Annotated in this window: 13 protein-coding genes; 8 read left to right on the top strand and 5 right to left on the bottom strand. The window is 67.8% G+C overall.

The window, feature by feature from the left end; genetic code table 11:
• Positions 1-98 precede the first annotated feature (98 nt).
• Positions 99-1505, top strand: a complete 1407-nt coding sequence (locus A5648_RS07605; protein WP_065023955.1) for an alkaline phosphatase family protein — start codon at positions 99-101, stop codon at positions 1503-1505.
• Positions 1506-1508: 3 nt separating this feature from the next.
• Here the strand turns inward: A5648_RS07605 and A5648_RS07600 are convergent, their stop codons facing one another.
• Both A5648_RS07600 and A5648_RS07595 read right to left on the bottom strand, forming a co-directional pair.
• Positions 1509-2420, bottom strand: coding sequence for a class I SAM-dependent methyltransferase (locus A5648_RS07600; RefSeq protein ID WP_065023954.1), 912 nt, complete (start codon positions 2418-2420; stop codon positions 1509-1511).
• A 10-nt stretch (positions 2421-2430) separates the two neighbouring features.
• Positions 2431-3381, bottom strand: a complete 951-nt coding sequence (locus A5648_RS07595) for a class I SAM-dependent methyltransferase (protein ID WP_065023953.1) — start codon at positions 3379-3381, stop codon at positions 2431-2433.
• 309 nt (positions 3382-3690) lie between these two features.
• Here A5648_RS07595 and secY point away from each other — a divergent pair, with 309 nt between their 5' ends.
• The 5 genes from secY (at position 3691) to A5648_RS07570 (ending at position 7509) form a co-directional block, all read left to right on the top strand.
• A complete protein-coding gene (gene secY / locus A5648_RS07590) occupies positions 3691-5022 on the top strand; it encodes a preprotein translocase subunit SecY (RefSeq protein ID WP_065023952.1) in 1332 nt (443 codons plus the stop codon).
• Positions 5019-5570: an adenylate kinase gene (locus A5648_RS07585; protein WP_065023951.1), complete on the top strand. Its 552-nt coding sequence runs from the start codon at positions 5019-5021 to the stop codon at positions 5568-5570. The genes secY and A5648_RS07585 overlap by 4 nt, the downstream gene beginning before the upstream one ends.
• Positions 5571-6365 (top strand): type I methionyl aminopeptidase, encoded by a 795-nt coding sequence (gene map / locus A5648_RS07580; RefSeq protein ID WP_065023950.1) that lies wholly within the window; start codon positions 5571-5573, stop codon positions 6363-6365.
• Between the two features lie 100 nt (positions 6366-6465).
• A complete protein-coding gene (locus tag A5648_RS07575; protein WP_065023949.1) occupies positions 6466-6939 on the top strand; it encodes a hypothetical protein in 474 nt (157 codons plus the stop codon).
• 54 nt (positions 6940-6993) lie between these two features.
• On the top strand, positions 6994-7509 hold the full coding sequence (locus A5648_RS07570; RefSeq protein WP_109470715.1) for a MarR family transcriptional regulator: 516 nt from the start codon (positions 6994-6996) through the stop codon (positions 7507-7509).
• Here A5648_RS07570 and A5648_RS07565 read toward each other — a convergent pair.
• Both A5648_RS07565 and A5648_RS07560 read right to left on the bottom strand, forming a co-directional pair.
• Positions 7506-8762: a GAF domain-containing sensor histidine kinase gene (locus A5648_RS07565; protein ID WP_065023948.1), complete on the bottom strand. Its 1257-nt coding sequence runs from the start codon at positions 8760-8762 to the stop codon at positions 7506-7508. The two genes, A5648_RS07570 and A5648_RS07565, sit on opposite strands and share 4 nt — an antisense overlap.
• Complete coding sequence (locus A5648_RS07560; RefSeq protein WP_065023947.1) at positions 8759-9409, bottom strand: response regulator; 651 nt, start codon at positions 9407-9409, stop codon at positions 8759-8761. The genes A5648_RS07565 and A5648_RS07560 overlap by 4 nt, the downstream gene beginning before the upstream one ends.
• Before the next feature lie 100 nt (positions 9410-9509).
• On the opposite strand from A5648_RS07560, the gene A5648_RS07555 reads away from it, so the two are divergent.
• Both A5648_RS07555 and A5648_RS07550 read left to right on the top strand, forming a co-directional pair.
• Positions 9510-10043: an HAD family hydrolase gene (locus A5648_RS07555; RefSeq protein ID WP_064855355.1), complete on the top strand. Its 534-nt coding sequence runs from the start codon at positions 9510-9512 to the stop codon at positions 10041-10043.
• A gap of 52 nt (positions 10044-10095) precedes the next feature.
• On the top strand, positions 10096-10752 hold the full coding sequence (locus A5648_RS07550) for a L,D-transpeptidase family protein (protein WP_065023970.1): 657 nt from the start codon (positions 10096-10098) through the stop codon (positions 10750-10752).
• Positions 10753-10772: 20 nt separating this feature from the next.
• Here A5648_RS07550 and mmsB read toward each other — a convergent pair whose 3' ends face one another.
• A complete protein-coding gene (gene mmsB / locus A5648_RS07545) occupies positions 10773-11648 on the bottom strand; it encodes a 3-hydroxyisobutyrate dehydrogenase (RefSeq protein ID WP_065023946.1) in 876 nt (291 codons plus the stop codon).
• Positions 11649-11662: the final 14 nt, after the last annotated feature.

Below are 11662 nucleotides of genomic sequence, written 5' to 3'. Positions count from 1 at the left end.
TAGAAAAAATGAATGAAACGGTCGAAAAACCTGAGTTTTCCCTGGGTGTTCTGCTAGTGTCGCCGCCAGTGGGCGGAACTTCGACGAGGGAAACGATCGTGACATCAATCAAGCAGATTCTGTGTGGTACGGCCGTCGCGAGTCTCGTCGCCGGAACGGGGGCCGCGATCGGGGCGCCGATCGGTTATGTGGGGCCGTCTGCGCTGGACTGGCTGCTGACCGCAGAGCACGTCCTGCTGATCGGAACCGACGGCACCAACCTCGACAAGATCCTGCAGTACGCCTATGGCGACGACAGCGGGTTCAAGGTGGCCATGGATCAGGGCATCACCGGGGCCGCCAGCGAGGTGAACCACACCACGATCTCCGGTCCGTCGTGGTCGACGATTCTCACCGGAGTGTGGGACACCAAGCATGGCGTGATCAATAACCTGTTCACTCCCACGCCGTACAACGCCTGGCCGACGGTGTTCAACCTGCTCGAGGCGCACGACCCGAATATCAACACCACGGTGGTCGCCGACTGGGACTACATCAACGGCATCGGCGCCGCGGGCGCCCACCCGGCCGACAACAACTTCTTGATCCCTTTCCAGGACGACTGGGCCACCACCGACGCGCAGGTCACCGCGCAGACCATCGCCCAGATCCTGGCGACCGCGGACAGTCCGAACATCTCGAACTTTCTGTTCTCCTACCAGGTGCAGGTCGACGAGGCCGGACACGGGTTCGGCGGCGGGTCGCCGGAGTACGCGCAGGCCGTCATGAATGTCGGAGCCAATATCAAGGAGATCCTGGCCGCAGTCGCCCAGGTCAAGGCGGCCACCGGCGACGACTGGTCGGTCATCATCACCACCGACCACGGCCACCAGCAGTCACTGGGCTTCGGCCACGGCTTCCAGTCGCCCAACGAGACATCGCAGTTCGTCATCTTCGATCAGGCCGGAGACCACACAACTGACGGCGGCCAGAACCTGAACTTCTCGATCGCCGACATCACGCCGACGATCTTGGCGCTGTTCGGTGCGCCGATGCGGTCGGACTTCGATGGAGTCTCGATGACCGACCCGAGCATCCTGAACAGCTTCGTCCAGCCCGACGACCTCAAACAGGCGCTGCTGGCAGCGATCTCGATGTTCGGCTATCCCAACATCGGCAACGACATCACGCTCGCCATCCGTACGCTGTTCACCTCCGTTCCGTACTTCCTCGACAAATTCATCAACGACATCAGCAACTACCTGCAGCCGATCGTCGACCAGGACATCTTCTTGATCAGCGGACTGGCCGAATTCGCCCAGCAGGCCATCAAGTTCACCGGCGGTCTGGCGGTGGGCGCGACTGAGGCGCTCGCCCAGGCGGTCGCGCACATGACCGGAGTGGGAACCATCGCGCCGACCGATCCGCCGTTGTCGGCGGAGTTCAGCGACGTGTGGGGACTGCTCGGCGGGGACCACGGCCTCGCGGCGCCCGATCTGGCGCTGCCGGACTTCGACGTGGCCTAGCGCTTAGGCGCGAATCGCCTCGATCGCCACTGAGTTGCGCAGTCGCGCAACGATTTCTGCCTCGTCGGGGAAGCTGCGGCCATAGGCGGCGAAGACCTCGGTCCGGGTGCGTCCGCTGACCTGCCACCCGTGTTCGGTCAGGTATTCACCGGCGGGTCGCCGCTCGCCGGCGAAGACCAAATCGGCCATGTCCAGATCCAGGCCCTGATCGGCGAAGCGCCGGCCCACCGACTGATTCGAATCGGTGAGTGCGGCCGCGCCGTCGGGGTGGTATTCGGTGGCCAGCCGGCTGCCCGGCGCGCTCAACGCGGTGATGTTGTCGAACAGCCGATCCTGGGCCTCCGGCGGCAGATAGATGAGCAGCCCCTCGGCGCTCCACGCGGTCGGCTTTGTCTCGTCGAACCCGCTGCGGCGCAACGCGTCCGGCCAATCGTCGCGCAGGTCGACGGCGACCGTCCGGCGCTCCGCGGTCGGCTCGGCGCCGAGCTCGGCCAGGGTTCGGGACTTGAACTCGATCACCTCCGGCTGGTCGATCTCGTAAACGACGTTGCCGTCCGGCCACCCCAACCGATAGGCCCGCGAATCCAGTCCGGCGGCCAGGATGACCACCTGCCGGATACCGGCGGCGGCGGCCTGCAGGAAGAAGTCGTCGAAGAACCGGGTACGCACCGCCATCACCTCGGTCATCGGCCCGGCGGTGGCCTCGGCATCCGCGGCGACCGCCGGGTCCAGCCCACCATCGAGCAGCCGGTTGAAGAAATCGATGCCCACCGCGCGCACCAGCGGCGCGGCGAACGGGTCGTCGATCAGCGCGTCGGGTTGCCGGCTGGCCAGCGCGCGGCCGACCGCGACCATGGTGGCGGTCGTGCCCACGCTGGACGCCAGATCCCAGCTGTCGTTGTCGCTGCGAGCCATCGCCTGCCTCCTATCCCAGGATCGCGGTGACGTAGGTCAACCCGCCGTAGCTGTCGGCCTCCTCGAGCTCGGGGAGGCTGTGCGCGGCGAACAGCTCGTTGATGGTGCGGCTCTCGAGACGCCAGCCGCGCTCGGCGAGGTAGCCGGGGGCCTCATTGCGATCACCGAAGTAGACCAGCTCGGTGAGGTCGAGATCCAGGCCGCGGCTGCGCATCCGCTCCGCGGCCTCGCGCATCCGCCTGCGTGCGGTGTCCTCGTCGGACGGGTCCAGCGGCGGGGTGCATTCGACGGCGAACCTGCTGTCCGGCGCCGACAGTGCGGTGACGGTGTCCAGCAGCCGGTCCTGAGCGTCGGCGGGCAAGTAGGCCAGCAGGCCCTCGGCGCTCCAGGCGGTCGGCGCGGCCGGATCGAAACCCGCCGCCCGCAGCGCGGCCGGCCAGTCGTCACGCAGGTCGGCGGCTACCGGCCGGCGATCGGCGGCCGGCTGGGCGCCCTGGGCGGCCAGCACCCGGGTCTTGAACTCGATCACGTCGGGCTGGTCGATCTCGAAGACGGTGGTGCCGGCCGGCCAGTCGAGCCGATAGGCGCGCGCGTCGAGCCCGGAGGCCAGGATGACGGCCTGCCGGATGCCCGCCTCGGTGCACGCGTCGAGGAAGAACTCATCGAAGAAGCGGGTGCGCACCGCCATGTTGTCCGACATCCGGGACAGCATCGTCGCACCGTCGTCGGCCTCGCCGTCGTCGAAGTCGGCCGGGCTGAGCTCGCCGCTGGCGAGCCTGCTGAACAAGTCCACGCCCACCGCGCGCACCAGCGGCTCGGCGTAGGGGTCGCTGATCAGCGGCCGGTCGGTGCCGTTTCCACGGCTGGCCACCGCGCGGCCCACCGCCACCATGGTCGCGGTGGCGCCCACACTGGAGGACAGATCCCAGGTGTCTCCGGGAACTCGGCCGGTTTGTTTCATTCTCGAACTCTCCAATGGTTACCGGCGACGCAGCGCCGGAAATTAATTAGCTGATTTAACGAGCTGTCGTCGACTGTACGCCCACCGGCTGGTGGTCCGCTGACAGCGCGTCGCTGCGGCCGCCCGGCCCGCTGCGCTGAGCTGTTAGTCTCGTAGACTGCTGACGCGCCTGAAGTACACGCGTGGCCGCCTCATGATCGGTCGGCGCGTCGACGCGGAAGCGCAGGACCACCCCAGGACTAACCGGGCCGGAACAAACCAGCCCAATGGCACGCCGCGACCGGACCTCGGCTGCGCAGGAGGAGAAGAGTGTTCTCGGCTTTCATCTCATCACTGCGGACGGTCGACCTGAGGCGCAAGATCTTGTTCGCCCTGGGCATCATCGTCATATACCGGCTCGGGGCGGCCATCCCGTCGCCCGGCGTCGACTACCAGAACGTGCAGCAGTGCATCAAAGAGGTCAGCGGCGGTGAGGCGGCGCAGGTCTATTCACTGATCAACCTGTTCTCCGGCGGTGCGCTGTTGCAGCTGACGGTGTTCGCCATCGGCGTGATGCCCTACATCACCGCGAGCATCATCGTGCAGTTGCTGACCGTGGTCATCCCGCGCTTCGAGGAGTTGCGCAAAGAAGGCCAGTCCGGCCAGAACAAGATGACGCAGTACACCCGCTACCTGACGGTGGCGCTGGCGGTGCTGCAGGCCACGTCCATCGTCGCGCTGGCCGCCAACGGCGGACTGCTGCAGACCTGCAGCCTGCGCCACGACATCATCGCCGACCACAGCATCTTCACCCTGATCGTCATCGTGCTGGTGATGACCGCCGGTGCGGTGCTGGTGATGTGGCTCGGTGAGCTGATCACCGAGCGCGGCATCGGCAACGGCATGTCGCTGCTGATCTTCGTCGGTATCGCCGCACGTATTCCGATCGAGGGCAAGACGATCCTGGACTCCCGCGGCGGCCTGGTATTCACCATGGTCTGTCTGGCTGCGCTGGTCATCGTCGTCGGCGTGGTCTTCGTCGAGCAGGGCCAGCGCCGTATCCCGGTGCAGTACGCCAAGCGGATGGTCGGCCGGCGGATGTACGGCGGCACCTCGACCTACCTGCCGCTCAAGGTCAACCAGGCCGGCGTCATCCCGGTCATCTTCGCCTCGTCGCTGATCTACATCCCGCAGCTGGTGACCCAGCTGGTTCGCAGCGGCAGCGGCGGCGCCGGCAACAGCTGGTGGGACAAGGCCGTCAGCACCTATCTGTCCGACCCGTCGAACCTGGTCTACATCGGCGTGTACTTCGGCCTGATCATCTTCTTCACCTACTTCTACGTGTCGATCACGTTCAACCCCGACGAGCGCGCCGACGAGATGAAGAAGTTCGGCGGCTTCATCCCGGGCATCCGGCCGGGCCGCCCGACCGCGGACTACCTGCGTTTCGTGCTGAACCGGATCACGCTGCCGGGCTCGATCTACCTGGGTGTGATCTCGGTGCTGCCCAACCTGTTCCTGCAGATGGGCAACTCCGGGACGGTCCAGAACCTGCCATTCGGTGGCACCGCGGTGCTGATCATGATCGGCGTCGGGCTTGACACGGTCAAGCAGATCGAGAGCCAGCTCATGCAGCGCAACTACGAAGGGTTCCTCAAGTGAGAGTCGTACTGCTGGGACCGCCCGGGGCGGGCAAGGGCACCCAGGCCGTCAAACTGGCCGAGAAGCTGGGCGTCCCGCAGATCTCCACCGGCGACCTGTTCCGGCACAACATCGCCGAGGGCACCGAACTGGGCCGGCAGGCCAAGCAATACCTCGATGCCGGCGACCTGGTGCCCCCCGAGCTGACCAACGCACTAGTTGAGGACCGGCTCGACCAGCCCGATGCCGCAGGCGGATTCATCCTGGACGGCTACCCCCGTTCCGTGGAGCAGGCCGAGGCGCTGCACGACATGCTGGAACGCCGCCAGACCAAGCTGGATGCGGTGCTGGAGTTCCGGGTCACCGAGAGTGAACTGCTCAAGCGGCTCAAGGCACGTGGCCGCGCGGACGACACCGCCGAGGTGATCCACAACCGCATGATCGTCTACCGCGAAGAGACCACGCCGCTACTGGACTACTACCAGGACGAGCACGAGCTGCACGTGGTAGATGCACTCGGCACGCTCGATGAGGTGTTCGCGCGCGCGTTGAGCGCCCTGGGACGCTAAGTGATCGGGTGGGCGAAGCGACGCAAGGCGGTGCCGCATCGCAGCCCGGCGGAGCTCGACGCGATGGCCGCGGCAGGCGCCGTCGTCGCCGCCGCACTGGCCGCGGTGCGTGAGACCGCTGCCGTTGGCGTCTCGACGGGGGAGCTCGACGAGGTCGCCGAGTCGGTAATCCGGAAAGCGGGGGCCACGCCGTCGTTCCTGGGCTACCACGGCTTCCCCGCCTCCATCTGCAGCTCGGTGAACGACCGAGTGGTGCACGGCATCCCCTCGTCGAGCGAGGTGCTGGTGGCCGGAGATCTGGTGTCCATCGACTGCGGTGCGATCCTGGACGGCTGGCACGGCGACGCAGCCGTCACATTCGGCATCGGCACCCTGTCATCGGCCGACGAGGACCTGTCGGCGGCCACCCGGCAGTCGATGGAAGCCGGGATCGCGGCGATGGTCCCGGGCAACCGGCTCAGCGATGTCTCGCACGCCATCGAAACCGGCGCCCGCGCCGCGTCGGCGCAGTTCCGCCGCTCGTTCGGCATCGTCGAGGGCTACGGCGGCCACGGTATCGGTCGCCAGATGCACATGGACCCGTTCCTGCCCAACGAGGGGGCGCCAGGCCGCGGGCCGTTGCTGGTGGCCGGATCGGTGCTGGCGATCGAGCCGATGCTGACCCTGGGCACCGACCAGACCCGCATCCTCGAGGATGAGTGGACGGTGGTCACCGCCGACGGGTCCCGCGCCGCGCACTGGGAACACACCGTCGCCGTCACCGACGACGGGCCCCGGATCCTGACGCAGGTCTGACTCTGCCGACGCGAACTATTTCTGTTCGCGTCTGAACTGAATTCATGAATGGGTCGTATCACCTTCATCACCAACCCATTCACGAAGTGGAGTCGCTCTCATGGGTGCTATCCGAATCACACTGGGTCTCGGCACGGCTGCCGGCGCTTTCCTGGCCGTCGCGCTCATCTCGTTGACGGCCGGCCCGCTCGCCCACGCGGACGACGGCGACGGCATCACGGTCATCTCGCCCCCGGCCCCCGACGCAGATTTTCTGAGTGGACCCGTGCAGAATTTCGGGTTCTTCACCGACCAGGGCTTCGCCGATCCGGACGAACACTTTGATGCGATCGTTTTCCAGATACCGTCCCTCGGCATCACCGACGTATTGACATCGGGCATCGACCCCTCGGATCACTTGGCCTTGGCCGATCCCGGCCTGGGGCTGCCCGCGGACGTGACCGCAGGAACGGTCGACGAGACGGTCAACACGTTCAGGGATTCGATGGACCCGGCCCTCGACAGCACGACGACCATCCCGTTCACGGATCCGCTCACCGATTTGTGGGTTGCACTCCTGCCGCTGGGCTTCTGATATCCGAGGGTGTTTCTGTCCCGCGCGTATTTGGCACGTGCGGTAATAAGGGGCGTGGCCTGTTATCACCCCGACCCTGCCGGCGAGCCCGATCCGATCGCGCTGGCCCGCGCCAACTGGGAACGCGCCGGGTGGGGGGAGGTCGCCGACGGGATGGTGGCGGTGACCTCGGTGATGCGCGCTCACCAGATCCTGCTGGCCCGGGTGGAAGCCACCCTGCGGCCCTACGACCTGAGTTTCTCCCGGTTCGAGCTGCTGCGGCTGCTGGCGTTCAGCCGCTCCGGCGCCCTGCCGATCACCAAGGCCTCCGACCGGCTGCAGGTCCACGTCACCAGCGTCACGCACGCGATTCGGCGGCTCGAGGCCGCCGGTCTGGTGGAACGGCTGCCGCATCCCACCGACGGCCGCACCACACTGGTGTCCATCACCGATCTGGGTCGCTCGACGGTGGCCGAGGCGACCGCCGGCCTCAACCGCGAGGTGTTCGCTGACATCGGAATGTCGGAGCAGGAGTCCCGCAGCCTGTCCAAGGCGATCGAGACCCTGCGGCGGCATGCCGGGGACTTTTAGCCGGCGTCTCGTGCGGAGGGGGAGGGGATCGGGATGGTGGCGGTGACGGCGGTACCCGCGCCGGGGCGCGACCGGATGTTGAGCCGCCCGCCCACCAGCTCGGCGCGCTCGGCCATTGACAACACCCCGTAGCCGCCCATCTCGTCGCCGCCCACCGGATGCTCGAAGGTGTCGAAACCCACGCCGTCGTCGACGATCTCCAGCCGGGCGGTGTCGGGATCGGCGGCAACGGCGAACCGCAGCCGCACCAGCGTGGCCGCGGCGTGCTTGACGACGTTCTGCAGGCCCTCCTGGGCGATCCGGTACAGCGCGAGCTCGATGTGCTCGGGCAGCCGGGTCTCGTCCAGGTCCAGCTCAATGCGCGGCTGCGGGATCGACCGGGCCAGGCTGGCCAGCCCGCCGGCCAGGCCGAGGTCATCGAGCACCGGCGGCCGCAGCCCGCTGATCGCCACCCGGGTCTCCTGCAGCGTCAGCCCGGCCAGCTCGCGGGCGGCCTCCAACTGCACCGACGCCTCGTCGGGGTCGGCGGCGACCAGCCGGGCGGCGGCGTCGAGCCGGTAGGACAGCGTCACCAGCCGCTGCGAGATGCCGTCGTGGATGTCACCGGCCAGCCGGCGTCGCTCGATCTCCTGGGCCTCGATCACCTGCTCGACGAACAGCTCGTGGGCGCGTTCGCGGGCCACCAGCTGCCGGTGCAGCCGGGCCTGGTGCATGGCTCCGGCGATGAGCTGGCCGATCACCCGCAGCAGCTCGATGTCGCTGGGGGTGAAGTCGCGGCGCGCCACGGTGTGCACGTTGAGCACGCCCACCAGCCCGCCCGGATCGGTCTCCATCGGCACCGACACCATTGAGGTGAAGTCGCGTCCGCGCAGCGACTCGATCGGCACGTAGCGCGGGTCGGCCTCCTTGTTGTCGCTGATCACCACCGGTTCGCGATGGCTGGCCACCCACCCCGACACCCCGGAGCCCAGCGGCAGCCGGATCTTGCCGACCTCGGTGTCGAACGGCGGCGTCGCCCCGGTCAGAGTCAGCGACCTGTCGGTGTCGTCGAGGACGTGCACGAAGCAGACGTCGGTGCCGGTGGCCGCGGTGATCATCCGGGCGGCCGCGGCGGCCAGCGGTTCCACGCCGGGCCCGCTGGAGGCGGCCTGGATGAGCTCACGCAGCAGCGCCAGCTCGTGGTTGGCGTCGACGAAGTCCCGTACCGCGGTGGCTTTGCGGCCGCGGGACCGGTTCTGGCCCGCCGAGCTCACCGGTAGATGCCTTCGCGCAGTGCGGTGGCCACCGCGCCGGTGCGGTCGGAGACCCCCAGCTTGCGGTAGATCGACCGCAGGTGGCTCTTGACGGTCTCGTCGCCGATCACCAGCTTGGTGGCGATGCCGCGGTTGGACAGCCCGCTGACCATGTAGGCCAGGATCTCGCTTTCGCGCTGGGTCAGGCCCTGGCGGGCGCCGGGCCAGAATTCGTCGCGTTGCAGCCGGGCGGCGGTGCCGGCGGCCCGGGCCGCCAGGCCGGGATCGATCACCGTCTCGCCGCGGTGGGCCATCTCGATTTGATGCACCAGATCGTCGCTGCTGATGCTCTTGAGCAGGTAGCCGCTGGCACCGACCCGCAGTGCCTCGAACAGGTACTGCTCGTCGTCGTAGACCGAGAGCATTACCACCCGGCGTTCCGGGTCGCGTTCCCGCAGCGCCAGGCAGAGGTCCAGACCGCTTTCGCCGCGCATCCGTACGTCGCACAGCACGATGTCGGGGTCGGTCTCGGCGACCACGGCCAGTGCCTGCTCGGCGTTGATCGCCTGCCCGACCACCTCGATCCGGTTCGAAAACGCGGTGAGCATGGCCCGCAGGCCTTCGATCACCATCTCGTGATCGTCGACGAGGACCAGTCGCACGGGCATGACATGACAATAAGGCCCGAATAAGCTCCGACGGTTTACCCCGGGCAGTTCCCCCGAATGGGGGAGGACGCCCGCGCCCGTTCTCGGGCACCCTGCTGTTATGCCGATCACAACTGAGCTCGCGACATGGACCAGTCCCGGCCGCCCGTTCTGGTGGGACCAGGTGCACACCGACGCCGAGGTGTACCCCCTACAAGCGGTGATCTTCGATATCGATGCCCTTGCCGACGCCGACGGCGAGCCCCGCTCCGGCCTGGTGGACCTGGTGCTGAGCCTATTCGCCACCGGTCTCTGGGTGGCCGTGGTCGGCGCCGGACCGCGCGACGCGGTGCAGGCCCGGGTGCGGGAACTGATTGGGGACGGCATGACCGAGACCGTCGTGACCGCCGAGGACCTCACCGGTCCCGCCGGTGACGCCGAGCTCTACCGGCTGGCGTTGTGGGAGCTGGGCATCGTCGCCGGTGAGTCGCTGGTGATCGCCGGATCCGAGGCCGGCGCCCGGACCGCCGCGGCCATCGGCCTGCCGGCGATCTTCGCCGACACCGACGGCTACGACGGGCTGTCGGCCAACGGGTGCCGGGAGCTGCAGGCGCAGCGGGTGGTGGCCCGGTTCAGCTGCCGCGAAGCAGGTTGATGACGGCACTGGTTAATTGACGCTGACGCCACCGGTCATCGACGATGATGTGGTGCGTCGACTGCTGGTTCTGCTGTGCGCGGCGCTGTGTGCGATGGGCATGACATCGGTGACCGCGCCACCGGCCGCGGCCGTCGTCGAACCGTGGTTCGCCGAGGCGGTCGGCAACGCCACCCAGGTGGTTTCGGTTGTCGGAGTGGGTCACTCGACCGCCAAGATCGACGTCTATCAGCGGACTGCCGCGGGCTGGGAACCGGTCGCGGCCGGGATTCCGGCACATGTCGGCTCGGCGGGCATCACGCCGAAAACCAAGGAAGGTGAGCCGTCGACCCCGATGGGGTTCTACACGCTCGATTCGGCGTTCGGCACCGCTCCGAATCCCGGCGGTGGCCTGCCGTATGTGCAGGTCGGATCCGACCACTGGTGGGACAGCGACTCCAACAGCCCGACCTACAACACCATGCAGGTCTGCAAGAAAGCCCAGTGCCCGTTCAACACGGCGGCCAGTGAGAACCTCGCCATCCCGCAGTACCGGCATGCGGTGGTCATCGGTGTCAATAAAACCCGCACACCCGGTGACGGCTCCGCCTACTTCTTTCACACCACCGACGGCGGGCCGACGGCGGGCTGCGTGGCGATCGATGACGCCACGCTCGTGAAGATCATCGGCTGGCTACGGCCGGGTGCGCTGATGGCAATCGCGAAGTAGTCGGCAGGCCGGTGGGGCGCTCAGCTCTCCCGCAGGTGGTTGATCACCGCGCTGAAGTCCTCGGCGCTGTGTTCGGCGGCGAAGTCCGCGTAGATCGCCGCGGCGTGGCTGCCCAGCGGGGCGTTCGCGCCGGTCGACGCCACCGCGTCCATCGCCAGGTGAAGATCCTTGTTCATCAGCGCGGTGGCGAAACCCGGCTCGAAGTTGCGGTTCGCCGGGGACGTGGGCACCGGGCCGGGAACCGGACAGTTGGTGTGCAGTGCCCAGCAGTTTCCGGTGGCCCCGGTCATCACGTCGAACAGCGCCTGGTCGGCCAAACCGAGTTTTTCGGCCAGCACGAACGCCTCGCCGACTGCGACCTGCTGCACGGCCAGCACCATGTTGTTGCAGATCTTGGCGGCCTGGCCCGCGCCGGCGGCACCGCAGTGGATGATCTTGGCGGCCATCGGTTCCAGCACCGGTTTCGCCCGTGTCACTGCTTCTTCGCTGCCGCCGACCATGAAGGCCAGTCGTCCGGCGACCGCACCGGCGACACCGCCGGACACCGGGGCGTCGAGTTGGGCGAACCCGTGCGAGCCGGCCAGCGCGTGCACCTCGCGGGCGTCGTTGACCGAGATCGTGGAGCTGTCGATGAACAGGGTGTCGGGCCGGGCGCAGGTGAGGATCTCGGCGTAGCAGCGCTTCACCGCGTCCCCGTGCGGCAGCATGGTGACTACCGCGTCGGCGCCGGCCACCGCATCGGCGGCTGACGGCTGGATGCTCACCCCGTGCTGCTCGGCGGCCGCGGCGGCCGCCGCCACCGGGTCGAAGCCCCGCACGGTGTGCCCGGCGGTGACCAGGTTGGCCGACATCGGCCCGCCCATGTGGCCCAGGCCGAGGAACGCCACGATCGCCATGTATCTCCTTTGCG

The organism is Mycolicibacter sinensis (assembly GCF_001673565.1).
Lineage (GTDB): Bacteria > Actinomycetota > Actinomycetes > Mycobacteriales > Mycobacteriaceae > Mycobacterium > Mycobacterium sinense_C.
This window is presented reverse-complemented; position numbering and strand designations above follow the sequence as displayed.

What these genes read in the sequence shown, in the direction of transcription:
- A5648_RS07600 (WP_065023954.1), bottom strand. Translation starts at nt 2,420, where the DNA reads ATGGCTCGCAGCGACAACGACAGCTGGGATCTGGCGTCCAGCGTGGGC.
- A5648_RS07595 (WP_065023953.1), bottom strand. Translation starts at nt 3,381, where the DNA reads ATGAAACAAACCGGCCGAGTTCCCGGAGACACCTGGGATCTGTCCTCC.
- A5648_RS07575 (WP_065023949.1), top strand. Translation starts at nt 6,466, where the DNA reads ATGGGTGCTATCCGAATCACACTGGGTCTCGGCACGGCTGCCGGCGCT.
- A5648_RS07560 (WP_065023947.1), bottom strand. Translation starts at nt 9,409, where the DNA reads ATGCCCGTGCGACTGGTCCTCGTCGACGATCACGAGATGGTGATCGAA.
- A5648_RS07555 (WP_064855355.1), top strand. Translation starts at nt 9,510, where the DNA reads ATGCCGATCACAACTGAGCTCGCGACATGGACCAGTCCCGGCCGCCCG.
- mmsB (WP_065023946.1), bottom strand. Translation starts at nt 11,648, where the DNA reads ATGGCGATCGTGGCGTTCCTCGGCCTGGGCCACATGGGCGGGCCGATG.